This window comes from Sulfitobacter sp. 1A15258 (genome assembly GCF_043557045.1).
Taxonomy (GTDB): domain Bacteria; phylum Pseudomonadota; class Alphaproteobacteria; order Rhodobacterales; family Rhodobacteraceae; genus Sulfitobacter; species Sulfitobacter faviae.
In genome coordinates, this window is record NZ_JBIFFK010000002.1 from 243854 (window position 1) to 270005 (window position 26152).

Annotated in this window: 22 protein-coding genes; 11 read left to right on the forward strand and 11 right to left on the reverse strand. The window is 62.4% G+C overall.

All coding sequences use genetic code 11. The features are described 5' to 3' along the window. Nucleotides 1–3 precede the first annotated feature (3 nt). Both ACGYK9_RS05290 and ACGYK9_RS05295 read left to right on the forward strand, forming a co-directional pair. The gene (locus ACGYK9_RS05290) at nt 4–1473 is read left to right on the forward strand and encodes a TrkH family potassium uptake protein (protein WP_394413419.1); all 1470 of its coding nucleotides are present in this window, start codon (nt 4–6) and stop codon (nt 1471–1473) included. A gap of 10 nt (nt 1474–1483) precedes the next feature. Then, the gene (locus ACGYK9_RS05295) at nt 1484–2125 is read left to right on the forward strand and encodes a potassium channel family protein (RefSeq protein WP_394413422.1); all 642 of its coding nucleotides are present in this window, start codon (nt 1484–1486) and stop codon (nt 2123–2125) included. A gap of 5 nt (nt 2126–2130) precedes the next feature. Here the strand turns inward: ACGYK9_RS05295 and ACGYK9_RS05300 are convergent, their stop codons facing one another. From ACGYK9_RS05300 to ACGYK9_RS05335, 8 genes are read right to left on the reverse strand one after another with little or no spacing between them, the layout of a single operon-like run. Continuing rightward, nucleotides 2131–2847: a cytochrome c oxidase assembly protein gene (locus ACGYK9_RS05300; RefSeq protein WP_394413424.1), complete on the reverse strand. Its 717-nt coding sequence runs from the start codon at nt 2845–2847 to the stop codon at nt 2131–2133. Nucleotides 2848–2865: 18 nt separating this feature from the next. Next, nucleotides 2866–3195, reverse strand: a complete 330-nt coding sequence (locus ACGYK9_RS05305) for a hypothetical protein (protein WP_271689213.1) — start codon at nt 3193–3195, stop codon at nt 2866–2868. Beyond that, entirely contained in the window at nt 3192–5729 is a 2538-nt protein-coding gene (ctaD, locus tag ACGYK9_RS05310; RefSeq protein ID WP_394413427.1) for a cytochrome c oxidase subunit I, read from the reverse strand. Before ctaD ends, ACGYK9_RS05305 begins: the two co-directional genes overlap by 4 nt. Next, the gene (gene coxB, locus ACGYK9_RS05315) at nt 5726–6667 is read right to left on the reverse strand and encodes a cytochrome c oxidase subunit II (protein ID WP_394413430.1); all 942 of its coding nucleotides are present in this window, start codon (nt 6665–6667) and stop codon (nt 5726–5728) included. Before coxB ends, ctaD begins: the two co-directional genes overlap by 4 nt. Then, entirely contained in the window at nt 6664–7164 is a 501-nt protein-coding gene (locus ACGYK9_RS05320) for a c-type cytochrome (RefSeq protein ID WP_394413433.1), read from the reverse strand. The genes coxB and ACGYK9_RS05320 overlap by 4 nt, the downstream gene beginning before the upstream one ends. A gap of 8 nt (nt 7165–7172) precedes the next feature. Then, a complete protein-coding gene (locus ACGYK9_RS05325; protein WP_394413436.1) occupies nt 7173–7991 on the reverse strand; it encodes a c-type cytochrome in 819 nt (272 codons plus the stop codon). A 22-nt stretch (nt 7992–8013) separates the two neighbouring features. Continuing rightward, nucleotides 8014–9798 (reverse strand): GMC family oxidoreductase, encoded by a 1785-nt coding sequence (locus tag ACGYK9_RS05330; RefSeq protein WP_394413439.1) that lies wholly within the window; start codon nt 9796–9798, stop codon nt 8014–8016. After that, entirely contained in the window at nt 9798–10409 is a 612-nt protein-coding gene (locus ACGYK9_RS05335; RefSeq protein ID WP_394413442.1) for a gluconate 2-dehydrogenase subunit 3 family protein, read from the reverse strand. The genes ACGYK9_RS05330 and ACGYK9_RS05335 overlap by 1 nt, the downstream gene beginning before the upstream one ends. Before the next feature lie 207 nt (nt 10410–10616). Between ACGYK9_RS05335 and ACGYK9_RS05340 the strand changes: the two genes are divergently transcribed. From ACGYK9_RS05340 to ACGYK9_RS05380, 9 genes are all read left to right on the forward strand, one after another. Beyond that, nucleotides 10617–11633: a sodium:calcium antiporter gene (locus ACGYK9_RS05340; RefSeq protein ID WP_394413445.1), complete on the forward strand. Its 1017-nt coding sequence runs from the start codon at nt 10617–10619 to the stop codon at nt 11631–11633. Nucleotides 11634–11725: 92 nt separating this feature from the next. Then, nucleotides 11726–12493, forward strand: coding sequence for a PRC-barrel domain-containing protein (locus ACGYK9_RS05345; protein WP_394413447.1), 768 nt, complete (start codon nt 11726–11728; stop codon nt 12491–12493). Between the two features lie 60 nt (nt 12494–12553). Beyond that, nucleotides 12554–14155 carry a sodium:solute symporter gene (locus ACGYK9_RS05350; protein WP_271689221.1) on the forward strand — a complete coding sequence of 534 codons (1602 nt, stop codon included), beginning with the start codon at nt 12554–12556 and terminating at the stop codon, nt 14153–14155. A 3-nt stretch (nt 14156–14158) separates the two neighbouring features. Next, on the forward strand, nt 14159–15280 hold the full coding sequence (locus tag ACGYK9_RS05355; RefSeq protein ID WP_394413450.1) for a mechanosensitive ion channel family protein: 1122 nt from the start codon (nt 14159–14161) through the stop codon (nt 15278–15280). A 12-nt stretch (nt 15281–15292) separates the two neighbouring features. Beyond that, the gene (locus ACGYK9_RS05360) at nt 15293–16930 is read left to right on the forward strand and encodes a BCCT family transporter (RefSeq protein ID WP_394413453.1); all 1638 of its coding nucleotides are present in this window, start codon (nt 15293–15295) and stop codon (nt 16928–16930) included. 395 nt (nt 16931–17325) lie between these two features. Then, on the forward strand, nt 17326–18897 hold the full coding sequence (locus ACGYK9_RS05365; RefSeq protein ID WP_394413456.1) for an ABC transporter substrate-binding protein: 1572 nt from the start codon (nt 17326–17328) through the stop codon (nt 18895–18897). An 82-nt stretch (nt 18898–18979) separates the two neighbouring features. Further along, a complete protein-coding gene (locus ACGYK9_RS05370; RefSeq protein ID WP_067268104.1) occupies nt 18980–19936 on the forward strand; it encodes an ABC transporter permease in 957 nt (318 codons plus the stop codon). Between the two features lie 2 nt (nt 19937–19938). After that, nucleotides 19939–20757: an ABC transporter permease gene (locus tag ACGYK9_RS05375; RefSeq protein ID WP_394413459.1), complete on the forward strand. Its 819-nt coding sequence runs from the start codon at nt 19939–19941 to the stop codon at nt 20755–20757. A 19-nt stretch (nt 20758–20776) separates the two neighbouring features. Further along, nucleotides 20777–22393 carry an ABC transporter ATP-binding protein gene (locus tag ACGYK9_RS05380; RefSeq protein ID WP_394413462.1) on the forward strand — a complete coding sequence of 539 codons (1617 nt, stop codon included), beginning with the start codon at nt 20777–20779 and terminating at the stop codon, nt 22391–22393. Nucleotides 22394–22403: 10 nt separating this feature from the next. On the opposite strand, the gene ACGYK9_RS05385 is transcribed toward ACGYK9_RS05380, so the two are convergent. From ACGYK9_RS05385 to ACGYK9_RS05395, 3 genes are read right to left on the reverse strand one after another with little or no spacing between them, the layout of a single operon-like run. Next, nucleotides 22404–23735: an aspartate aminotransferase family protein gene (locus ACGYK9_RS05385; RefSeq protein WP_394413465.1), complete on the reverse strand. Its 1332-nt coding sequence runs from the start codon at nt 23733–23735 to the stop codon at nt 22404–22406. 3 nt (nt 23736–23738) lie between these two features. Further along, a complete protein-coding gene (locus ACGYK9_RS05390; protein ID WP_394413468.1) occupies nt 23739–24851 on the reverse strand; it encodes a phosphotransferase in 1113 nt (370 codons plus the stop codon). After that, nucleotides 24848–26137 carry an ArgE/DapE family deacylase gene (locus ACGYK9_RS05395; protein ID WP_394413471.1) on the reverse strand — a complete coding sequence of 430 codons (1290 nt, stop codon included), beginning with the start codon at nt 26135–26137 and terminating at the stop codon, nt 24848–24850. The genes ACGYK9_RS05390 and ACGYK9_RS05395 overlap by 4 nt, the downstream gene beginning before the upstream one ends. Between the last annotated feature and the right edge of the window lie 15 nt (nt 26138–26152).

The window sequence follows — 26152 nt, forward strand, 5'->3', positions numbered from 1 at the left end:
CTGATGGCAATTCGCCCGGCCTCTTTCTTCCGGTCGGGATCCTCGACCGTGATGACCGTCGCGCGGCCGCGTGTAATTGCGCTGACCCTCGGCAAACACGCGCCGATCTTTGGCGCGTTGTGCCTGCCACCCGGCGCTTGGGCATTGGCCGAGGGGGATTTGCTGCTGGCGCTGGTCCTGCTCGCGCCTGTTGTCTTCTCGGGCGTGGTGCATGTCGCGGTGCGGTCGCGCCCGCTGCCCGATGATCTGCGCGGGATGGAAGCGATGATGACCGTGGCCTTGGTCTTTCTCATCGCCGCGCTGTTGACCACACCCGCTTTCGTCACCCTTGGCATGCCCCCCATAGATGCGTTTTTCGAGGCGGTGAGCGGCATCACCACCACCGGCCTTACCGTCGCGCAAGAGGCGGAAAGCTGGCCCTTCGCGGGCCATGTCTTGCGCGGTTGGATGCAGTGGTGCGGCGGGTTGGTGATCGCCACGGCGGTGCTGGCCCTGCTGCTGCCGCGGGGCCGACCTGCGCGGCGTCTGGGGCGGGTCGATATCCAGCAGGGGGATCGCATTTCCTCAACCCGAGAGCAGGCACGGCAGCTTCTGACTGTCTATAGCGCGCTGACGGTGGTGATGGTGCTGCTGACCATGGTGGTGATCCCCGATTGGCGTGAGGCATTGGTGCTGACCCTCGCCGCGATTTCGACCGCAGGGTTTTCCCCCCGGGCCGACAGTCTGGCCAGCTATTCGCCGCTCGGGCAGGGCATGGTCATCCTGTCCTGCGTCTTGGGCGCGATATCGCTGCTGGTCTTTGTCTTTGTCGGCCAAGGGAGGCACCGTGAGGCTTGGAAGCTCGGCTCGGTCCAGCGGGTGCTGGTGGCGATTGCACTGGCCTTGGTCATTTACCTCGCCGCGGTGCTGACCACCTCCCAAGATCGTGAGCTTACGCTCTACGCCCATGCGCTGAACCTGATTTCGGGGCTGACAACGGCGGGTTTTTCCACGGGGCCGGTCTATGATGCTGGTCCCGCGTTGCTGATCCTGTTGCTGGCGATGCTTTGTGGCGGCGATGCCGGATCGACGGCGGGGGGGCTAAAGCTCAGCCGTCTGCATGTCTGTATCGGCGCAGTGGTCCATGCGGTGCAGCATGTCCGGCTCACTGAACATGCCATCGCCCCCCTGCGCCACAGTGGCCGGCCCGTCTCAACCGAAGCGGTCGTGTCGCTTTTGGCGCTGGTGCTCATCTATTTTAGCTTTGCGGGGCTCTTGTGGTTTCACTTCGTGGCCCATGGCTACCCCCCGTTGCCGGCCTTGTTCGACACGATTTCAGCGCTTTCGACCGTGGGCCTCTCAACCGGGGCGGTGGGAGCCGACATGCCCGGCGATCTGAAACTCTCGGTCGCCTTTGCCATGTGGCTGGGCCGGTTGGAATTCATCGCGGTGCTGGCGCTTTTGCTGCCACGCAGTTGGACCCGCCCAAGTTAGGAGATTACCCATGCGTATCGTCATCATCGGCGCGTCGAGCTTTGGCCTCGCCATTGCGGAGGAGTTGATCGAAACCGACCGCGAGGTCGTGTTGATCGACAAGTCGCGCGAGTTGTTGGAGCAGGCGGCAGAGCGGATCGACTGCGGCATGATAGAGGGTGATGGCAGCAACCCAGACGTGCTGCGCGAAGCCTTTCGCGACGAAGACGATGTGTGCATCGCCGTAACCAACGCCTCCGAGATAAACATTCTGGCGGCGCTCATTGGCCGCTCTATCGGTTATGGTCGGGTGATCCCGCAGATCACCTCGAATGCGCTGCTGCGGGTCTGTTGCGAATTGGGTTTGGACGATGTGATCAACCCCCATGCCAAAGTCGCCGAAGACATCGTGGATATGCTGACCGGCGATGACGACGCGATGAAAGAGCCGCTGCTACAGGACGATCTGCTGCTGACCCGTGTCACCGTGCCCGAGCGTTTGGCCGGGGCGCGGTTGGACCTGCCGGGCCAAGGCCGCCTTGTCGCGCTGATCCGCGACGGGGAAGAGCAGTTGCCGGGCCGGGATGTCACTTTGCAGGAGGGCGACGTTCTGATCGTGGTGCTGCCGCGCGACAGGCAGGAAGACCTGACCAGAGCCTTCGCGGCAGGCTGACCCGCTCAGCCCGCGCTTTGGGCCAGTGTATCTTGCCGCAACAGTTGCCGCACCTGTAACGCCACCAGCACCATGAACAGCCCGCCGCCCGCGACCCACATCAACGCGCCCGCGAGTTGCTGGTCAGCCAAGGCGGAAAGCCCATAGGGCAGGGCGGTCAGCTCGTGCCAACCATGCCACGCCGTGGGGGCGAGGGTGAGGGTCACCGCGAAGGCGGTCAACTGTGCCGCGGTAAAGACCGCAGGCACCGCCGCCTGCGCCCCGGCACCGCGAAACCCCATGAAAAGCGCAATCGCGCAGCCCGTCAGCGACAGATGCATCGCCCAATAGACAAGGTCGGACCGCAAGGTCGCCGCATAGGGCGTCGAGCTGTGCCATCCCCAAAAGAGCAGGGCGAAGACCAAGGCGAGGGGCCAGAGCGGCAGCCGTACTTTCGGCAGCGCCGCCGCGATCATCGGCGCGGCAATCAGCGTGAGCAGAATATGCTGCCCCACCCGGGCCGAGAACAGCGCCATCGAGGCCGCGCAGAGCGGGGAGATGAACAAGAAGGCCACCAGCGCAGCACCGCTCAGCGCTTGGCCCCGCCGCTCGGCCCGCGTCCAGAGCAGGGCCGCGAATGCCAGCAGCCCGACTAGCAGAAAGGGGTCGAGGGTCCAGCGGGTCAGCAGCTCTCCGGGGAGGGGCGGTGTGCCGCAGAATGGCGTATAGGCGTCCTGTTGCATGAGGGGTCTCCTCTCTCTCTATCCGTGGCAGCCGGGCAGGATCAGCACCGGGGTTAGATTGGCCAGCGTGGCGATGAGCGAGATCAGCCCGGTCCACCATCCCGCGCGCAAAAGGGCGGTCTCATCCCGGTTCAGGTCCGACCGCCGACCGCTATGTGCGCCCCGCCACATCCAAAAGATTTGCACCATCGCCATGGCAAGCGTCAGCACGACGGCGATGATCAGCAGGTGGTCCTGCCCCAGCAGTGCGCGCGGCGCGCAGGCGGCTGAGATCAGCGCGTAGATCAGCGTGAAATGCAGCGCCCAGAGCAGGGCCGGTTTGGCGATGCCTTTGGTCAGACCTCTCATATCGCGCCTCCTGCCAGCAGATAGGCCGCCGCCGTGACCCCGCCCATGATGGCCACCACCTTGGCGAATGTGGCGATGAGCAGGTTGGGCAGCATCTGCCCCGGCTGGACCGCGCCCACGGCTTTGCGCAGCGCATTGATGAGCGACCAGTAGAGCACCACGGCAAGGTATCCCGCGACGAAGGCGAAAAGCGCCCAGCCCACGGCGGCATAGGCCGACCCATAGGGATCGACCTCTTGGATCGACAGGAACAACAGCGCGCCCAGGGCGATGGCGCCCACGGCCAGTCCCAGATCGACGGCGATGACCGATTTGACCTTAGCCCCATAGGCCGCCCGGCGGCTGGCCCAACTGAACAGCAGCAGGCCCAGAGCGGCGAGGGCCGCCAGACCCGCCATGAGCGGATCAGCAGCGGGTGTCGTCTCGGCCCAATGGGGCTGGGTGTTCCACAGGTAAAGCCCGGCAAAGAGCAGTGAGGCAAAGAGCGCGGCGGAGATCAGCATCGTGCCCACCACCGCCAAATGCAGGTGACTGCGCGGGTCGACGATATTGACCGGCAGGCGCAGTTTGCCCAAGCCGCTGTCGCGCTGCACGCCGCTGTCCGACGGCTCCCAAATCCACGCGGTGATCCCCGCCAGCGCGATGGCGAAACCGACCGCCACCAGCCAATAGGCCGAAGCCAGCGTCGCGCCAAAGCCAAGCGCCAGACCGAAGGCGGTGATCAGCGGCACCCATGTCGGATGGGGCAGGCGCACGATCTGCATCGGCGCGCCGGTCACAGGGTCATTGCCCATAGTCTCGCGCCGGTGGTCGGTGGTGGGGCGCAGCGCGCCTTCGACCTTATGGGGCGGGCGGTCCAGCAACTCGGGCTGATCCCAGAGCGGTTCGCGCGAGCGAACGGAGGGAATGGCGTGAAAGTTGAACCCCGGCGGGATCGGCGGATAGAGCCATTCGAGCGTGCCCGCGCCCCAAGGGTTGCGCCGCGCCCGCAGTCCGTGACGTTGGTGCCAGAAGAAGTCGAAGACAAAGAGCACCACGCCCGCGGCGAGGATGTAAGAGCCGATCGACGACAGCATGTTGAGCCGGTCCCAGCCCAGCCCCTCGGGGTAGCTGGCGATCCGCCGCGGCATGCCACGCATGCCGGTGAGATGCATCATGAAGAAGGTTACGTTGAACCCGATGAACATCAGCCAAAAGACCCAGCGGCCCAGCGTGTCCGACATCATCCGCCCGGTGAAATGCGGCATCCAGTAATAAAGCGCGCCGAACATCGGGAAGACGAAGCCGCCGATCAGCACATAGTGCAGATGCGCCACCACGAAGTAGCTGTCATGGGCCTGTAGGTTGAATGGCACGGCGGCCACCATCACACCGGTGAGGCCGCCCAGCACGAAGATGAACAGGAAGCCGAGGATGAAGAGCATCGGCACCTCCATCCGCGGTTTTCCCTGCGCCAGCGTGGCGAGGAAGCAGAAGATCTGTACCCCCGTCGGGATCGCCACCATCGTAGAGGCGGCGGAGAACAGCGTCAGCGACATCACCGGCAGGCCCGTGGCGAACATGTGGTGCGCCCAGAGGCCGAAGCTGAGAAAACCCATCGTCACCACCGCCGCCACGGCAAACCCGTAGCCGAAGAGCGGCTTGCCCACGAAAGTCGGTAGCATCGTCGCCACCATGCCCGCGGCGGGCAGGAAGATGATGTAGACCTCCGGGTGGCCGAAGAGCCAGAACAGGTGCTGCCAGAGCAGGGGATCGCCGCCAAGCGCGATGTCGAAGAAGGGCAGACCCAAAAGGCGCTCGGCCTCCAGAAGGATCGAGCCGATGATCAGCGGCGGAAAGCCCACGGCGATCATGAAGGCGGTGATCAGCAGATACCACATGAAAATCGGCATCTTGGTAAGGCTCATCCCCGGTGCGCGGGTGCAGAGGATGGCGGCGATGATCTCGACCGCTGCGGTGACGCTCGCGATCTCGGCGAAGGTGATGCCGATAAGCCAGAAATCCGCCGAGAGGTCCTGCGTATAGGCGCTGGTCGAGAGCGGCACATACATGAACCAGCCCCCCGCGGGCGCGGCGTCGAAGACGAAGGACGACAGCACGATGATGCCGCCGAAGAGGTAGCAGTAATAGCCAAAGGCCCCGAGCCGCGGAAACACAAGGTCGCGCGCGCCCACCATGAGCGGGATGAGATGCACCGCGAACCCCTCAAGCATGGGGATCGCGAAAAGGAACATCATGATCGTGCCATGCATCGTGAAGACCTGATTGTAGGTCTCGGAATCGAGGAAAGTATTGTCCGGCACGATGAGCTGCGTGCGCACCAGCAGGGCGAGGAAACCAGCGATCAGGAAAAAGACGAAGCCGGTGACGAGGAAGCGTTTGCCCACCACCCGGTGACTGACCGAGGACAGATAGCGGATGCCCGGTGGGGCGTCCCAAATCTGCTCGAACCCCTTGTCAGGCGCGCCCTTGGCGCTGCCGGAATAGGTCTGATCCTCGGGCAGATCCACGACATATGCTTTACGGTCCGTCATTTAAGGCTCGCCAGATAGGCCGAGAGCGCGCGCAGGTCGGGCCCCGGCAGATGGTTGTAAGAAGGCATCTTGGCCCCCGGTTTCATCGCGGTCGGATCCGCGATCCAACCCGCGAGCGTGCCTTGGTTCATGCGGTACATCCCCGCGCCAAGACTGCCGCGCGCGCCCACGCGGGTCAGGTCAGGCCCAAGCGTTCCGGTCTCAGCCACGCCGCGGATGGTATGGCAGGCGGGGCATCCCGCCTCGACAAAGACATCGCGCCCGCGGGTCAACTCCGTGGTGGCCGCGTCACGCGCCTCGCCACTGCTGCGCTGCATCCAAGCGTCGAAGTCTTCGGGCTCCATCACGACGACCTCAAAGGCCATTTTGGGGTGCGACAGCCCGCAAAACTCAGCGCATTGCCCGCGGAAACGCCCTGTTTCGGTCGCCATGACCGGCAGGCTGTTCACCCGGCCCGGGATCATATCCATCTTGCCGGTAAGCTTGGGCACCCAGAAGGAATGGATCACGTCGCTGGATTTCAAGCGAAAGGTCACCGGGCGGCCTTTGGGGATGACGATCTCATTGGCGCCGCGCATGGCCCAGCCTTCGGGGTCATAGACCACGTCCCACCAGAATTGTTTGCCGGTCACTTCGATGACCAGCGCCTCGGGGTCTTCCAAGGTGATGCGTTGCAGGATGACGGTGGAAAAGCCCATCAGGATCAGCACTGAGACGAGCGGCAGGGCAATGCCCCCCGCCCAGATCCACCATTTGCGCGGGGCGAGCTTACCGGCCAGAACGCCCCAGACGAAGAGCAGCAGCAGCACGAAGACCACGCCGAAAGCGACCGTCATGCCGATGGTCAGCCCGTTGATCGCCGTGGCGCCGACCCCCTCTGGCGCGAGGGCGGATTGCACGCCGTATTCGCCAAGCGTGGACTGTGCGGTCTCGCTCATTCGCGCACCTCCGATCCCAGAAGATAGGCGGCAATGTCGCGCGCTTCGTCACGTTTCAGACCAAGGTTCGGCATGGCGGTCTCAGGGCTATGGGCGGGCGGGTTCATCAACCAACGGGTCAGATCGCCGGGGCGGTTCGGTAAAACGCCCGCAACATAGGATTGTCGGGTAAAATCATGCAGGTCGGGGCCAACGGTGCCTTGGGCGTCACGCAGCCCCGGTACGTGGTGGCAAGCGCCGCAGCCATGAAGCCGGATCAGGGCAACCCCGCGCTGCGGGTCGGCATCCAGAAACCGGCGCGAGGCGGCTTCGTAATCCGGGGTCTTTTCCACCAGACCTTGGCGAATGTTGATCCGGGCCCAGTCCGAAACCTGCCGAGAGGCTTCCCGGATCGGGCCTGACACAGCGGCGGCAAGGCTGCTTTGCGGCGGCAGGGCCGACCAGACCATCGCGAGGCCGGTCAGCAGCAGAACCGATATGACGGTAAAGACGCGCATGCCTCAGCTCACTGCGTCGGCGCCGTTGAAGGCTCCAACAGAGGTGAGGTTTCGGGCGGCAGCGGCTGCGTCGGGCGGACACGGTTGTAATAGGCGCTGACGGCGTCGATGTCTTTCTGGGTCATCTTTTTGGCGATGGCGGACATGACATTGTCCACGTCATTGTCGCGCTTGCCCTCTTTCCACATCTGCAATTGATGCGCCATGTAGCTGGCATATTGCCCGGCAAGGTAGGGCACCGAAGGCGGGTTGCCGAGGCCGCTTGGTCCGTGACAATTCACACAAGCGGGCACGCCACGTTCCGCCGAGCCGACAGCGCCAAGCTGGCCGCCCCATTGCAGGGTCATGCCGTCCACATCGCCCAAAGGCGGGGTATAGGGGGCCGAAATGGTGGCGTAATAGGCAGCGACGGCCTCCATCTCTTCTTCGGTCAGTTTTCTGGCGATGCCCGACATGACCCGGTTCTGCCGGTCGCCCGAGGCGTAGTCCTTGAGCTGCTTGTAAGTGTACCACCCGGCCTGACCCGCGAGCCGTGGGAAAGCGCCCGAACCGTCGCCCGCGCCGTCGCCGCCGTGGCAGGTGATGCAAGCCATGCCGCTGTCGCCCGCCTCGGAGCCGCCCATCGCGACCAGCCGCCCAAGCTCCAGCACATCATCGTCGACATCGGTGTTCACCGTCGCGTTGAACCGCAGAAACTCATCCTCCAAGCGCTGCTCCATTGCCGAAATGCCCGGCGCGGCCTCGTAATTCTGGGCGCGGATGAAACCGGCGGAAATGCCGAGAACGGCAATCGCGCTACAGGTCGTCAGAACGGTACGGAATGTCATAGGGCGGTCCTTTCGATCTGTCTTAGGCATCCATCAAGGGGCCGGGGTTCGGCAGGTAATCGCGTTTCATGTGTTCAAGCGTCCAATAGGCGAGGCCCATCAGCGGCCCGGTGGGGTTGTAGCCAAGGTTCTGCGGGAACAGGCAGGCACCGAAAACAAAGACGTTGTGATGGTCCCACATCTGGCCATAGCGGTTGACCACGCTGGTTTCGGGGTCGGTGCCGATCACCGCGCCGCCGACGTTATGGGTGGTCTGATAGGGGACGATGTCATAGTGGCTGTCGATCGCCGCGTTGTTGCTGCCGCTGACGGAAGTCACATTGTCCATCTCGCGGGCGACTTCCATCGCGCGCTGCATCACATAGTCTGACATCTTGCGGTCATTCTCGGGGAAATCGAAGGTCATGCGCAGCAGCGGGCGGCCATAGGCATCGGTCCATGTCGGATCGAGGTCGAGGTAATTCTCGGGCGTCGAGACCGAGGAGCCATGCACCACAAGATCGGCGTGATGATTGTAGTTCTCGCGCACCGCGCGTTTCCACTCCGCGCCCCATTTCGGCGTGCCTTCGGGCACCGGCTGATAGCCGATGGGCCGGCCATGGTATTGTTTGCAGGCGATATAGCCGCCGCCGACGAAGCCCAGATCGCTATGGTCGAAATTGTCGCCGTTGTAATCGTCGATTACCACGCCGAGCGCGCCCGCGCCCATATAGGGGTCGGTTTTCACGCTGTCGTCGAAGAAGGCATCGACCCCGGCCACGGTTTGATAGCTGTAGTTGCGCCCAACGACGCCGGTGCGGGTTTCGGGGTCATAGGGTTTGCCAAGGCCGGAGACGAGCATCAGATGCACGTTCCACAGCGCATAGGCGTTCATGCAGATCGTATCGGCGGGCTGAAAGACCTCTTCGCCGTTCTCATCAAGATAGATCGCCCCGGTGGCGGTCTTGCCGTCTTCGCTTTTCTCGATGCGCAGCACCTGCGCATTCAGACGGATCTCGAAATTTTCGTGGTCCTTGATCCGGTCATAGACGCAGATGATCGGGTCGGCCTTGGCATAGTAGCCGCAGCCGAAACGCTCGCAAAAGCCGCAATAGGTGCAGGGGTGCAACTGCGCGCCATAGGGGTTCACATAGGCTTTGGTCACATTGGCCGAAGGCATGGGGAAGGGGTTCAACCCCATCCGCTCGGCCGCCCTGCCAAAGAGCGTGTTGGAGATGGGCTGGCGCATTGGCGGGTTGGGGTAATCCGCGCTGCGCGGCCCCTCAAAGACGTTCCCCCCGGCAAGTGCGTCGCCGTTTAGGTTGCCAGCCTGCCCGGCGGCTCCGCAAATCCGTTCGAAAAAGTCGAGATGCGGTTCAAGCTCATCATAGGTGACGCCCCAGTCCTGAATGCTGAGGTCGGGGCCGATGAAATCCTTGCCGTAGCGCTCTTCGTAATGGCTGCGCATCTCAAGATCAGAGGGCAGGGGCCGCCATAGCTGGCCGTTCCAATGGATGCCCGCGCCGCCAAGACCCGATCCGGGCAGGAACGACCCCAGCCGCCGCATCGGCAGTGCCTGCTGGTCACGGTTATTGCGAAAGGTCAGCGTCTCTTTCTTGACGTCGACCATATGCTCGTAACGGTGGGCGTATTTAAGCTCGTCATGCTCCTCGGGCGCGCCGAAAGATGTGGCGGTATGGCGCTGCTTGCCCCGCTCCAGCACGACGCAGCGCTGCCCGGCATGGGCCAATTCGTAGGCGGCGGTCAGACCGGTCCAGCCGCCACCAATGATCAAAACATCGGTTTTGGGAAGCGTTCTGGGTGCCATCAGTCAGACCCTCCGCCAATCGCGCGGGGCGGGTAGGGGGAGCCGCCACGATCATGGGCAATGCCGCGCGGCGGCGGCGTGACCGAACGTTCGTGCTCATCCACCCGCTCAGTGTAATAGGCATGCGCCCCCGGAAACCCGACCATGCGCCAGCCGGCGTAATCATGATTGCCCAGATAGATCGGATCGGCGAAATAACCCTGCCGCGTCAGCTTCCACAATTCGGCGATCAGAGTGCTGATAAAATCGTCTCGGTTCGATAGTTCTTCGACATGATCGGCGCGGGCAGTGGCATCCATCGTGGCAAAATCCCCCAATTGGCGCGCCTGTTCTATCCCCTGGCGGAGGAGTTGGGCCGGTGTGAACTCAAGCTGATATCCCTGTTCGGCCACAGCCCCATCGGGAAAAGGCGGCTCAAGGTAGAGCCCTTTCCCCGCGCCATAGGCCGTGGCCATCTGGTAATCGATAAAGTCGACGACGCCAGCTTGCGAGGCTGAGGGGAACTCATCCTGCGGAATGAACACGTCGACCACGGCAGCCATCCACTGCGCTTCGTCATTCGTAAAAAACGCCCAAGGCCGGTCATCGCGGGCGGCGAAGGCGTGTTGCACCGGCAATCCGACTGTCGCTGCACCTGTACCAAGTGCGATTTGGGCTAAAATAGCTCGCCGTGAAAAGAGCTTTGCCATAAATTGCGGCTCCGCTTGAAGAATAGGTCTGCATCACAATAACGGTAAACTTCCCGTGGGGTTCCGGAACTTTGTGAACATTTTCACTAATTCGCGCGAACGGATCGCCCCCTCGCGCGTTGACCGGGCATGTTTGCAAGCCTTTCCACCCCGATCCTCTTCGCTCTTGGCGGTCTCGCCGGGCTTATCATTCTCGTGACCGGCTACCGTATGACGGGGCTCAGCGACCAGATCGCGGACCGGACCGGCTGGGGGGAGGCGCTGGTTGGCGCGGCCCTGCTCGGCGCGGCCACTTCCATGTCTGGCACGGTCGTCTCGCTGACCTCGGCGCTGGACGGCCGGGCCTCATTGGCCTTTTCGAACGGCATCGGGGGCATCGCGGCGCAGACGGCCTTTCTGGCCTTGGCGGACATGATCTATCGGCGGGCCAACCTCGAACATGCGGCGGCTGATCTGGCCAATGTCTTTCAAGCGGGGCTGCTGCTGCTTTTGCTGACGGTGCCGCTGATGGCCTTCACCGCGCCGGAGGTGGCGTTCTGGGGTGTCCATCCCGCCAGTGTCGCGCTGTTCGCGCTCTACGCCTATGGCATGCGGGCCACCGCCAGGCTGCGGGAAGAGCCGATGTGGCATCCGGTATCCACCTCGGACACCCGCGCGGATGAGCCGGAGGATGACGAAGAGGCCGAGAAACCCGTGTGCGCATTGGTGGTGCCCTTTCTGATCTTGCTGGTGCTGATGGGTCTTTCCGGCTTCGCCGTGGCACGGATCGCGGCGGAAATCTCGGACCGGTTCGATCTGTCGGATACCGTGGTGGGGGCCACGATGACGGCGGTGCTCACCTCTCTGCCCGAGCTTGTGACCACCCTCGTCGCGGTGCGGCGCGGGGCGCTGCAATTGGCAGTGGGCGGGATCATCGGTGGCAATACTTTCGACACGCTGTTCCTCACCCTGTCGGACATCGGCTATCGCGACGGATCGCTCTATCATGCTATCACGGCGGATGACCTGTTTTGGCTCACCGTGGCGATGATGATGACGGCGGTTCTGATCCTTGGCCTGATCTTCCGGCAGCGCAAAGGGATTGGTTGGGAGAGTATCGGCCTTCTGGTGATCTACGCAGGCTCGCTTGCGGTGCAGGTTCTCTAAATTCACGTAACAAGGGAACTATCTCATCAAAATCCCGTTATCCCCATGATGCTACCGGCCTTGCCCGCCCGAATTTTCAGCAGGAGATAATCATGAGAAACGCGCCGCTTTTAGCAATTACGCTGATTGGCAGCCTCGCCGCCACGACACTGCGATCCGAGACTGAGACACCGCAATTCATTCCCCAAGACACGATGATCGCCTTGTCGAGCCTGAATGGTCACAAGCTGTTCTTGCCCGCAAAGGATGAGCCGCTTGCCGAGATCGACCTCGAAGAATTGAAAGAGCCCATGGAGGGCTGGACCATGGCCGGACAGGTGTCCGAAGTCGTCATCAGCCGCGATGGGACACTACGCGGCATCATCGTCGATGCAGGCGGGTTTCTCGGCAAGGGGGCCACGCGGGTGCTGTCCCTTGATGATCTGCGTTTCCTGCCGGATGCGGACGAAGAGAACGAGTTCTTCCTGCTCTATACCGGGCAGAAAGAAGACTTGAAATCCGCCCCGGAATACAACGAAGACGACGTGCGTCTGCGCGCCGCCGATATGCGCGAGGGCGGCGAAAAGATCGAGATCGTTAAATTGAGCGATCTGGATTCCGAAGAATTCCTCGGGCTCGCGGCCTTTGGCCAGAACGACAATTGGATTGGTGAGATTTCACAGGTCACTTTTAGCGAGGACGGCCAGATCAAGATGGTGATCCTCGACATCGGCGGCTTCCTCGGCTTGGGCGAAACGCAGGTCGCCGTGCCGCTGGATATGATCGAATTGCGCCGTTTGGGCGGAGACGATCTGCGGGCCTATGTCTCGGCGACCGAGAAGGAATTGCAGGAAATGGAGCCTTGGAAAGAGGATAACTGAGCCACTGGCCGCGCGGGCCAACCTCGGAATTAGGCGCAAAGAATATTTTAGGAGAGCATGATGGAGAGCGCGAAATTTGATCTACACCTGATCGACTATGCGATTGTGGTGGCTTATTTTATCGGTGTCGTCGCCCATGGCATTTACGTTTCGCGCAAACAATCCGGCGGGTCCGAGGATTACTTCCTCGCCGGTCGGTCGCTGCCTTGGTATCTGATTGGTTTCTCGCTTTTCGCCTCCAACATGTCCGGCTCCAGTTTTGTGGGGCTGATGGGCGGGGCCTATGCGAATGGCGTCGTCATTTTCAACTATGAATGGACCGCCGCGCTGGTCTTGATCCTATTCGCGATCTTCATTCTGCCGTCCTACCTGCGGGCGAAAATCTCGACCGTGCCGGGCTTTCTGGAAGAACGCTATGACGTCCGTTCGCGCCGGGCGTTTTCGCTTTTCACCATCCTTGCCATCATGTTCATCGATACGGCCGGGGCGCTCTATGCTGGCGGCTTGGTAATTTCGAACGTCACCGGCTATCTCAATCTTTGGGCCGCCGTCGCCGTGCTGGCTTTGGTGGCGGGCATCTACACCATTCTGGGCGGTCTATCGGCAGTGGTCGTGACCGATACGGTGCAGGCGATCTTGCTCATCATCGGGGCCGCCGCCCTGTTCTGGATCGGCCTTGATGAGATCGGCGGCTGGGAGGAGCTGTTTACCGGCACGCCCGAGGACATGACCCATATGATCCTGCCCGCGGACGATGATTTCTTGCCGTGGACGGGGCTTTTGGGCGTTATCCTGCTCGGCTTTTACTATTGGACGATCAACCAGTTCGTCGTGCAGCGGACGCTGGGCGCGAAGGACCTGAAAGAAGGGCAGATCGGGGCGATCTTCGCCGGTTTCCTGAAACTGCCGAACATCTTTTTGATGGTGCTGCCGGGGGTGATTGCGCTCAAGCTCTACCCCGATCTTGAAACGCCTGACCTTGCTTTCCCCACGCTGGCGTTTGAGCTGATGCCGATTGGCGTGCGCGGCCTAATTATGGCGGCACTGATCGCGGCGATCATGTCCTCGCTCGACTCCGCCTTGAACTCTGCCTCGACCTTGGTGGTAAAGGACTTTGCCGAGCCGATGTTCAACGTGAGCGAAGAGCGTCAGGTCTGGATGGGCAAACTGGTCACTGCGGGTGTCATGGTCTTTGGTGCGATCTATGCCCCGATGATTGCCGGGTTTGAAAGCCTGTTCAGCTATTTCCAATCCTCGCTGTCCTATATCGTGCCGACCATCGTGGTGGTCTATATCCTCGGCCTGATGTTCAAACGGTTGAACGGCAACGGCGCGTTTTGGACGATCATGTTTGGCCTCATCATCGGCATTCCGCTTTTCGTGCTGAAAGAGGTGACGAATTACTGGGCCTATATGGGGCTGCCGGAAATCCACTATACGGTGATGTCGTCGATCATGATGACCATCGGGATCATCCTGCATTTCGGTATTTCCTACGCCACCTCGCCGAAGGAAAAAGAGAATATCGAAGACCTTGTCTGGCAGGGGGAAGAAGCCAAGGAGATCTTTACTCAATGGGAGAAACCGCTGTGGCAGGATCGCACCCTCTGGGCCGGGCTGCTTGTTGTGGCCACGCTGGCGATGGTGGTTTGGTGGGCCTAAGCGATGGAGACGCTGGACCGCATAGCGACAGGTATTGCGACGCAGCTTGAGGCCGCGCCCGATTTCGTCAGCCCCCTGCTTGCCGTGCTTCTGGCCTGCGCGGCGGGGCTGGCGGTGCATTGGATCGGATACCGTATTCTCGACCGCGTGATCTCGGAAAAGAACATCACCGGGCGGTCCTTGCTGCGCCGGGCGCGCAGGCCGCTGCGCCTTGCCGCCGTGGTCGCAGCACTTGCTTGGGTTCTGCCCAATGTCCGGCTCTACGGCTGGCAGGACGGGGCGGCGCATCTGTTTCTGGTCTTGCTGATCATCCTCGTGGGCTGGACGCTGATCCTGCTGACCAATCATTTCGCCGAACGCGCCGTGCGGCGGCATCGGTTGGATGTCGAAGACAATCTTTCGGCCCGCAAGTTCGTGACCCAAGCGCGCGTGCTGCGCCGGACCGTGACCATCATCTTGGGGATTTTCACCGCCGCTGGAGTCTTGCTGACCTTTGAGAGCGTGCAGAAATACGGGGCCGGGCTTTTCGCCTCGGCCGGGGCGGCGGGGTTGGTCGTCGGGCTGGCGGCCCGCCCGGTGTTGACCAATCTGATCGCGGGGCTTCAGATCGCCATCACCCAGCCCATCAGGCTCGAAGATGTGGTGATTGTCGAAGACGAATGGGGCTGGGTCGAAGAGATTTTCGCGACCTATGTCGTCGTGCGTCTGTGGGATTGGCGGCGCATGGTGGTGCCGCTGTCTTATTTCATCGAAAAGCCGTTTCAGAATTGGACCCGCGAAAGCGCGTCGATCATCGGCACGGTGTTTTGGTATCTTGATTACACGGTGCCGATTGGCGAAATGCGCGCGAAGCTTGAGGAACTGGCCAAAGCCTCGCCTCTATGGGACGGGCAGGTGGTCAATCTTCAGGTTTCCGAGACGGAGAAAGACAGTATCGCCGTGCGCGGTCTTGTCAGCGCACGGACCTCACCACAGGCATGGGATCTGCGCTGTGAAATCCGCGAGAAGATGATCGACTGGCTGCAAAAAGAGCATCCCCAAGCCCTGCCGCGTCTGCGCGGGAATATGGAGATCCGCCGCAGGGATGAGGGACCGCCGAACAGCGAGGCCCCGGCGGTGCCCTGAAGAAGTCGACCAATGAAAACAACAACAAAGGAAAATCAGGTGGAAAATATCGCACGGCGTCTTGGCCTGAAAACGGACCCGGTCATCTTTTTCATTTCAGCCGGGCTGACTGCGCTATTCGTCCTGCTCTTGGTCATTGTCCCCGAACCGATTGGAGAGGTCTTTGCCCTCGGTCGGGCGTGGGTCGTGACCAATCTGGGTTGGTTCTTTATCCTTGGCGTGAACGTCTGGCTGGGCTTTCTGATCTGGGCCGCAGCCTCCCGCCACGGTCATATCCGATTGGGGCCGAAGGGGTCCGAGCCCGAGTATTCGAACCTGTCATGGTTCACCATGCTGTTCGCCGGGGGCATCGGCACCGTTCTCATGTTCTGGGGCGTGGCCGAGCCGATCAGCCATTTCCAAAAACCGCCCCTGCCGGGGGTGGAACCCTATTCGGAACAGGCGGCGAAAGATGCGATTTCAATCGCGATTTATCACCTTGGGCTGCACACCTGGGCGATTTTCACGCTGCCCGGTCTGGCCTTCGCCTATTTCATCAACCGCTATGATCTGCCGGTGCGCGTCAGCTCGGTTTTCTATCCCCTGCTGCGTGAGGGTATTCACGGGCCGGTGGGCAAAGCCATTGATATCGTGGCCATCTTGGGCACGATCTTCGGCGTGGCGGTGTCCCTCGGTCTCGGCTCTTCACAGATCGCGGCGGGGCTGTCCGAGCTTTTTGGCTGGGATGCTTCGACCTTTCTGAAGATCATGATCCTCGCCGTGCTGACCATGGTCGCTGTCGGCTCAATCGTGGCGGGGCTCGACAGCGGGGTGAAGCTCTTGTCGAACATCAACATCGGCATGGCGGTTCTGTTGATGCTCTTTGTGCTGGTGACCGGATCGACCCTGTTTCTTTTGCGCGGCATCGTCGAAACCGCGGGGCTTTATCTGCAAAACCTGCCGCGGCTGGCCTTTTGGAATGATATGCTGGCCAATCGGAACCCCTCGAACGGGGATTGGGGCTGGCAAGGCGATTGGACCGTCTTTTACTGGGCGTGGACCGTGACCTGGTCGCCTTTCATCGGGCTGTTCGTGGCGCGGATTTCGCGCGGCAGGACCATTCGGGAATTTGTCTTTGGTGTCCTGCTTGCGCCCACGGCCTTCACGCTGATCTGGTTCTCGATCTTCGGCTGGCAGGCCATCGGCTTTGACGGCATCGGCACGGCAGCGCGGGAAGCGATGGGCGAGCAGGCGGGCGAGATCAGCCGGGCAGTGGCAGAGAGCATCCCCCTCGCGCTTTTCGTCTTTCTTGAGCATTTCCCATTCACGCTCTTCGTCCAAGGCGTGGCGATCATCATCGTCGCGATCTTCTTTGCCACCTCCTCGGACTCCGCTTCACTGGTCGTCGATATGCTCTGCACCGGCCATGCCAAACCCGGCCCCGTGCGCCAGCGGGTTTTCTGGGGCCTTGCCGAAGGGTTGGTGGCGGCGATGCTGATCTTGCTGACGGGCGACACTGGGCTCACCGCCTTGCAGCAGGTGATCACCGTGGTGGGGCTGCCGATCTTCGTGCTGGTCTGTATGATGATACCGTCCTTGGTGCGCGGCTTTAAGCTTGAGGATATCGACAATGTTTCGGTCAACGGGCGGCCAAAGCTAAGGGATTTCTAAGGCGGTTTGTAGCCCCGACTGACCGCCGGTTTGTAGCGGTCGCAGGAGGGGGCGGCGGGGGAGGTCTTTCACCCGCCACCCCTTAACATCTTGATCTTCCCGTAAAACATCACTAGCCGTAACGTAACTTCGCGACAGGCGACCGGGGTATCTATACCCCGGCGTCGGAACCGGCTATGCCTATGGCCAAGATCGTTGCGGCGGGCGAAATGCCGCGACGGATCGCAGCGCAGAGGGGCGCGCGCCATCCTTTGGCCGCGTGTTTCGACCGCGCCTGCGGCAGGGCAAAGCGCCCATGCCAGTGCGAGGGCGGCGGCCAATGACGCGGCACCGCAGCAAGACGCCGAGCGCTTTGTCAGAGCGTTCGAGCAAGAAAACAAACAAAGGGGGATACAATGACCAATTTCACAAACCGTCAAAACGGCCCGAGCCGTCGCAGCTTTCTAGCCGGGACCGCCGCCGCCGTGGGGGCAGGGCTGATCCTGCCACACGGGGCGCGGGCACAGGCGCAACCTAAAAAGGGCGGCACCCTGCGGGTGGGCTTCACCCAAGGCTCCACTTCCGACAGCCTTGATCCGGCGACCTTCAACAACGACTTTATGTTCGCCAGCGGCTATGCGGTCTTTAACACATTGACCGAGATCGCCCCCGACGGCACCGCCCAGCCCGACCTTGCCGAGAGCTTTGAGGCCAGCAGCGATGCGGCCACATGGACCTTCCGCCTGCGCGACAATGCGCAATTCTCGGACGGCAAGACGGCCACGGCGAATGACGTGATCGCTTCGATCCGTCACCACATGGGGCCCGAGTCCAAATCCGGTATCAAACCGCTGCTTGAGCAGATCACCGATATCCGCGCCGATGGCGATAAGGTCGTGATCTTTGAACTGGCCGCGGGCAACGCGGATTTCCCGTTCATCTTCAATGATTACCACCTCGGCATTCGCCAAGACACCGGCGATGGCACGATTGACCCCAACAGCCGCATCGGCACCGGCGGCTATGTGATCGATGTCTTCGAGCCGGGCGTGCGGGTCGAACTCTCGCGCCGCGATGACTACTGGAAAGAAGGCCGCGCGCATTTCGACAAGGTCGTGATCCTGAAAGTCGGCGATCCGGCGGCCCGGATGAACGCGCTGATGACCGGTGAGGTCGATCTGATCGACCGGCCCGACCTCAAAACCATCAACCTTCTGGGCCGCGCGCCCAACGTGAAGATCCACACCCAGGACGGCACGCTGCATTACATCATGCCGATGCAGACCAACACGGCGCCCTTCGATGATCTGAACGTGCGCATGGCGCTGAAATACGGCATCAACCGCGAAGACATGATCGAAAAGGTTCTGCGCGGCTATGGCACCGTGGGCAATGACCAACCGATCTCGCGCTCCATGCCCTATTACAACGACGATCTGGAACAGATCACCTATGATCCGGAGCGGGCGAAGTACCATCTGAAACAGGCGGGGCTGGAAAGCCTCGACGTGACACTCTCGACCTCAGATGCGGCGTTCAACGGGGCGGTGGATGCCTCCGTGCTCTTCGCTGAAAGCGCGCGGCCTGCTGGTTTGAACATCGAAGTGAAACGCGAGCCGGATGACGGCTATTGGTCGAACGTTTGGCTGCAAAAGCCCTTCTGCTGTTCCTATTGGGGTGGCCGTCCGACGCCTGACCTCATGTTCTCGACCGGCTACGCCGCCGATGCGGAGTGGAACGAGACCAAATGGGACAACGAGCGCTTTAACGAGCTGCTGCTGCAAGCGCGGCCCGAGTTGGACCAGACCCGCCGCGCCGAGATGTACGGCGAGATGCAGAAGATCGTGAAAGAGCAGGGCGGCGCGCTGATCCCGGCCTTCGGTCAATATGTCTCGGCCATGAGCGAGAGCGTTCAGATGCCCGAGGAAGTGTCCGAGATGTGGGATCTCGACAGCCAGCGCTTCATCGAACGCTGGTGGATGTCCTAAGCCACAGCTTCACGCGGGCGGCCCCCAAGGGCCGTCCGTTTCCCGCACCAATGGCCCGCCCCGGGCCGGAGAAAACCTTAAAATGTCCCGGCTTCAGAAGCTTGTTATCGGCCGAGTGTCCCTCGGCATTCTGACCCTCTTTGTCGTATCCGCCCTCATGTTCGTTGGCATCGAACTCTTGCCCGGTGATCTGGCGCAGCAGATCCTTGGCCAATCGGCGACTGAATCGACCCTCGCGGCCTTTCGCGCCGAGCTTGGCCTCGATCAGCCTGCGCATCTTCGGTATTTCGATTGGCTTGGCGGAGTGCTGCGCGGTGATTTCGGCACCTCTCTGGCCTCGGGGCGCGAGGTGTCTGAGCTGTTGGGCCCGCGGCTTGCCAATACCATGTTTCTGGCCGTCTATGCCGCCGTCATCGCCGCCCCGCTGGCGGTGATCCTTGGGCTTCTGGCGGCGCTGTGGCGCAACACGCTGTTTGACCGCGGCGTCAACCTGACCGCGCTTTCCGCCATCTCCATGCCCGAGTTTTTCGTGGGCTATGTCCTGATCCTGTTTCTGTCGATCAAAGCGGGCGTCTTTCCCACGCTGGCACGGATCGACAGCGCTACCGGGCTTTGGGACGCGCTCTATCGCAGCTTTCTGCCTGCGCTGACGCTTATTCTGGTGGTCGTGGCGCATATGATGCGGATGACGCGGGCGGCCATCATCAACGTGCTGGCCTCGCCCTATATCGAGATGGCCCGCCTCAAGGGCGTGCCGCGCTGGCGCATCATTCTGCAACACGCGCTGCCCAATGCGCTGGCGCCGATCGTCAATGTCGTGGCGCTGAACCTTGCCTATCTGGTTGTCGGCGTCGTGGTGGTTGAGGTCGTCTTTTCCTACCCCGGTCTTGGGCAGTTACTGGTCGATGCGGTTTCCAGCCGGGATTTCCCGGTGGTGCAGGCCGTGGGGCTGTTCTTTGCCGCTGTCTATATCACGCTGAACGTTCTGGCCGACATCATCTCGATCATGTCGAACCCGCGTCTGCGGCACGGGAGATAACGATGAAATCTTTGCTGAAATCCGCGCCGCCCTCGGCGATCTTTGGCATGTTGGTGCTGGTGATCGTCGCCATCACCGGCATTTTCGCCCCGTGGATCGCGCCCTATGGCGAGACGCGGGTCGTGGGCGATGCCTATATGCCGTGGAGCGCGGAGCATCCGCTGGGCACTGACAATCTGGGCCGCGATATGCTTTCGCGCATGATTTTTGGCGCGCGCAACACCGTCGGGCTAGCGCTGCTGACCACGGCCATTTCCTTTTCGGTCGGGGCCACGCTGGGGATGCTGGCCGCGCTCAAGGGCGGCTGGCTGGACGAAGTCCTGTCGCGGTTGGTCGATGTGCTGATGGCCGTGCCGCCGCTGATCTTGGCGCTGATGCTATTGGCCATTGTCGGCCCCTCGATCCCGAATATGGTCGGGGTGATCGCGGTGATCTATGTGGCGCCGGTCTACCGTCTGTCGCGCGCCGCGGCGATGAATGTGGTGGGCCTTGATTTTGTCGAGGCCGCCAAGCTGCGCGGAGAGCGCACGCCGTGGCTGCTGCGGCGCGAGATTCTGCCCAACATCTGGTCCACCCTGATCGCTGAATTCGGCGTGCGCTTTTGCTTTGTGTTTCTCTTTATCGCGGCGCTGTCCTTTCTTGGCATCGGGATTCAGCCGCCCACGGCGGATTGGGGGTCGATGGTGAAAGAGAACGCCACCCTGATCAGCTTTGGCGATATCACCCCGCTGATCCCGGCGGCTGCCATCGCCTTGCTGACCGTCGCGATCAACCTGATCGTCGATTGGATGCTGCATCGCGCCAGCGGTCTGAAAAGTTAACTAAGCAGGGGCCAAGCATATGGGAAATCTTCTGAACATTCGCGGTCTCCGGCTTGAGGCAGGCAGCCGCGCGCGGCCCAATGTGATCATCAAGGGGCTCGATCTGGAGCTTGACCGGGGTGAGGTGTTGGGCCTTGTCGGCGAAAGCGGGGCGGGCAAAAGCTCCGCCGGCTTGGCGGCGATGGGCTATGTCCGCGACGGGGTGCGCTTTGCCGGGGGCAGCGTCGAATTCGACGGGACCGAATTGATCGGCATGGGGCGCGGGCAATTGCGCCGGTTGCACGGCAAACGCATCGCCTATGTCGCCCAGTCCGCGGCGGCAAGCTTTAACCCCGCCAAGACGCTGATCGACCAATATACCGAAGCGCCGCGTTTGCACGGTGTCTCGGGCCGCGCGGCTGCAGAGCAGGACGCCGTCGCGCTCTACCGTCAGATGCAACTGCCCAACCCCGAAGAGATCGGCTTTCGCTACCCGCACCAAGTGTCGGGCGGCCAGTTGCAGCGGGCGATGACGGCGATGGCCATGGCCTGCCGCCCCGACCTGATCATCTTTGACGAGCCGACGACCGCTTTGGACGTGACCACCCAGATCGAAGTGCTGGGCGCGATCCGCGATATTGTCGAGCAATATGACACTGCGGCGATCTATATCACCCATGATCTGGCGGTGGTGAGCCAGATGGCCGACCGCATCTGCGTGATGAAGGATGGCGCGGCGGTGGAGACCGCCCCGACCAAGACCATGCTCGACGCCCCGCAAGAGGACTATACCCGCTCGCTCTGGGCCGTGCGCTCCTTCCGCCGCCCCGATGCAGAGGCGGGGGAGGCTCCGGCACTGATCCGCTGCGAGGGGGTTTCGGCGGCCTATGGGCCGATGACCGTGCTGGATAACCTCAACTTCACCTTTCCGCGCGGCCAGACCACAGCCGTCGTCGGGGAAAGCGGGTCGGGTAAATCAACCCTCGCCCGGGTTATCGCGGGCCTGTTGCCCCCCGTCGCCGGGCAGTTTTTCTGGAACGACGCGCCGCTTGAGCCGCAACTGGCCAAACGCGGGGCCGAGACGCTGCGCAATATCCAGATGATCTATCAATCGGCGGATACCTCGCTGAACCCGCGCCACAGTATCCGCGAGATTTTGGCCCGACCAGTGCGCAAGTTCACGGGCCGCAGGGGGCAAGAGCTTCAGGCGCGGGTGGCGGAACTGATGGATCTGGTCGACCTCGACCGCGCTTTCCTTGACCGCAAACCCAGCGAACTCTCGGGCGGGCAGAAGCAGCGCGTGGGCATCGCACGGGCGCTTGCCGCCGAGCCCGAGTTCATCATTTGCGACGAGGTGACCAGCGCACTGGACCAACTGGTGGCCGAAGGGATCCTGCGGCTGTTGGTGCGATTGCAGACCGAGCTGGACCTGACCTTCATGTTTATCACCCATGACTTGGCCACGGTTGAGGCGATTGCCCATAAGGTGATCGTGCTCAAGAATGGCCAGATCGTGGAGCAGGGCGGGCGTGACGAGATCTTCGGCGATCCAAAGCAGGCCTATACCAAGCGGCTGCTGACATCGGTGCCGCAGATGGACCCGGAATGGCTGACCGAGGCCCGCGCGCGGGAGCGGTCCCTGCGCGAGGCGCAGTAGGGCCGCAGGGTTAAACCCCCTCGGCCTGCGCGGCGGCGAAGGCGGCTTCGGTCGCCTCTAGAAACAGCGTCGCCTCGGCCTGCTGCAAGACAAGCGGGGGGCGGATTTTCAGCACATTGGCCCCCGGCCCGGTGGCGCTGATCAAGACGCCATTCTGGCGCAGATGGTTGACCACGAATTTGGCGCAGGCGGCATCGGGGGCGTTGGTCTCGCGCGCGGTGACGCATTCGACCGCCAGAAACAGCCCCGCGCCGCGCACATGGCCGATCTCGGGGTAGCGGGTGGCGATGTCTTGCAAACCGGTCTTGAGGAAACCGCCGACGGCTGTGGCATTGTCCTGCAATCCCTCATCCGCGATCACGTCGAGCACCGCCATGCCTGCGGCGGCGGCCACGGGGTTGCCGCCAAAGGTGTTGAAATAGCGTGCCTTCTCGCCAAACTCTTGCACCAACTCTGGCCGCATCGCGGTGCCGGAAAGGGGGAAGCCATTGCCCATCGGCTTGCCCATCGTGACCATGTCAGGCACCAGCCCGTGGCGCTCGAACCCCCAGAAGGCATCGCCGGTGCGGGCAAAGCCGGGCTGCACTTCGTCAGCGATGAAAAGCCCCCCCTCGGCGCGGATCAGATCGACCGCCGGTTGCAGGAACCCCGCCGGATCGGGATGCAGCCCGTCACTGGAAAAGATCGTATCGACGATGAAGGCCGCAGGCTCGATCCCATCGGCGCGCATCTCGGCAATCGCTTGGGCCAGATCGGCGGCGAGTTTGGCACCCTGTTGGGCCTCGGGGATGCGCAGCGTGTCGGGCGCGTCGATCAGCCGGCTGCGCGGGCTGCGCGGGGTGAATTCGCCCAGAGAGGGGGAGAGTTCGGCCACCGCTTCGGTCAACCCGTGATAGGCAAGGCGGGTCACGATGACGCCCTCGCGTCGGGTATAGCTGCGGGCGATGCGCAGGGCGATGTCATTCGCCTCGGACCCGGTGCAGGTGAACATGACATGGCCGAGTGCGTCGGGCATGGTGGCGAGCAGCCGCTCGGCGTAGGTGACAACGTTTTCATGCAGATAACGGGTGTGGGTGTTCAGCACGCCCAACTGCTGGGTGATCGCCTCGACCACGCGGGGGTGGCAATGGCCGACCGATGCAACGTTATTGTAAGCATCGAGATATCTGCGCCCGTCCTTGTCCCAAAGCCAGACACCCTCGCTGCGCGTGATATGCAGCGGCTGCTCGTAGAACAGCCGGTAGGCGGGGCCAAGCGCCTTGGCGCGGCGGTCGATCAGGGCGCGGTCTGCGGGGCTGAGGGCCTCGGCCTGGGCGCTGTCATAGGCGTTGATCATGGTCATCGGTCACTCCGTTCCCGCAGCATGATGCAGGGCTTTGATCGCGTCGGCGTCGCCCACATGGTCGAGCGCGGCAAGCCCGCGTTGCGAGGCGGCGGCGTTGCGCAGGATATAGGGGGCATTCTCGGGATAGCGCCGCGCGCGGGAGGCGCCGATCGCCAAGGTGGTGGCATGGCGCAGGCGGATCAGACTGGGCAGAAGCGCGACCTCTTCGGACTCCAGCGGCAGCCGTGCGGCGAAGCCCGCGACCATCTCACAGATGGCGCCCAGTGGGTCTGTGCCTTGGCCGAGTTGATAGGAGCAGGCTACCGCCAGATCACAGGCCAGCGGCGTATGCACCATATCGCCGAAGTCGATCAGCCCGACGGGGTATTGCGCCTGTGGCGCGTCGACCAGAATGTTATGGGGGTTGAAGTCATTATGCACGATCTGCGCCCGCAGATGCGGCAATCGAGGGGCGGTTTCCGCGTCAAACTGGTCAAGCCTATGCTGCAACTGCTGGCGCAGCGCGGCGTCCTGCACATCTGCCAAGAGGGGGCGCAGATGGCTCGCCTGTTTGATGTCCCATTGCAGGAAATGCCCGCCCGCGGGGTGAAAGAAGCCGCGCAGCCCAAGGGTGACCCGTGCGTGAAAATCGCCCATGGCGCGGTAGAGGCCCGGCTGCGGGGTCGCATTGCTGAGCACGGTGCCGCCGAGGAAGGACATCAGGCGAACGACATGGGGCTGCCCATCGGCGGCGGTGGCGACCTCGGCAGCTTTGCCGTTCAGGCTGGCGCAGATGCGTTGCACGGGCAGTTCGGGATCGGCAGCAGCCAGATGCATCAGTGCCGCGGTCTGCATGTCGGTTACCGCACGGTCTTCGGCGGCGTTGGTGATCTTTAGCAGGGCCTTTTCGCCCGTGGTCAGGGTGATCAGGTAGTTCGCGTCTTTCTCGGCGGCAAGCGGTTCGATCTCTCCCGAGATCCCATAGAAACGCAGCGCAACCTCCGCCGCGCGGGCCGCGTCAAAGGCGGGCGGGTCTTGTGCCAGCAGGTCGGTCTGGGCCCCAGCCTCTTCGGCCAGCACACCGCTGAGGAAGGGGGGCAGGCCGCCATGGGGCGTGATCCCGGCCTCGGTCATGGGGCGGTGCCTTCGGTCCCGCACCATTCGGCGATGAAGAGCGCCATGGCTTGGGTGATCTTCTTGACCGAACTGAGGCTGACGGATTCGTTGATCCCATGAATGTTGCGCGATTTCGGCCCGTAGCAGAGCGCGGGGATCTTGTTGTACAGCGCATAAACCCGCGTATCGAGGTAGCCCGCCGTCATGAAGGATTGCAGCGGCGCGCCGATGGCCTCTTCATGGGCGCGTTCCAACACGGCTTCGGCTTCGCTGCCCGGTTCCAGCACATAGCCTTCGGCGTGAAAACCGTTGAAGACCACCTGGGGCGGGTTGTTCGACAGGAAGCTGTCGCTTTGGGCGAAGGCTTTGACCCGCTCGGTGATCTCCCGCGCGGCATCCTCGGCGCTGCGGCCCGGGTAGATGGAAACGCGGCAATCGATGTTGCACCATGACGGCACCGATGACGCCCAATCGCCGCCTTCGATCTTGCCGATGTTAAGGTTGATCGGATGGGCCTCGCCTTCGAAATGCGGGTGCTCGCCCTTCTCGGCGTTCCAATCCTCCTCCATCTCGCGCAGGGCTGTGATGACGCGGGTGGCGGCATCAATGGCATTGGCCCCTTCGCCCATTTCGCGCACATGGACCGGCACGCCGCGCAGTTGCACCTGAAACCAGATAACGCCGGTGTTGGCGCGGACCAGCATTTCCTCTTCGGGTTCGGGGATGAAAACCGCATCGGCGGTGTAGCCTTGCAGGAAGGTTTGCAAAGCGCCGTTGCCGGTGGATTCCTCCTCGACCACGGATTGCACATAGACGGTCGCCGCCGGTTGCAGCCCGATGCGGCGCAGCGCGTCGAGCGCAAAGATATTCGCAGCCGCGCCTGCCTTCATATCGCCCGCGCCCCGGCCATACATCCAATCGCCGTCAATCTTGGCCGAATAGGGCGGATCGTCCCACATGTCGTGCAAGCCTTCGGGCACCACGTCGAGATGCGATTGCAGAATCAGCGAGCGGCCTCGCTCATCGCGCGGGCGGTGGATGCCCACGACGATGGGGGCGTCTGAATGATCGTCGGAGTATTTTGATCCGCCGGGATGCGCCTCAATCGCGGCGCGGTCCATCTTGAAACGGTCCATCGCGTAGCCACGGCTTTGCAGGCTGCGAAACAACAGGTCTTGGATCGCATGTTCATGGCCGCGCAGGGAGGGCATTTGCACGAGCTTTTGGGTAAAGCTCACCTGTTCGGCGAATCCGTCTTCGACAGCCTGAAGGATGCGAGACTTGAGGTTAGGATCAAGGGGCATGGCGTGTCCTTTCGG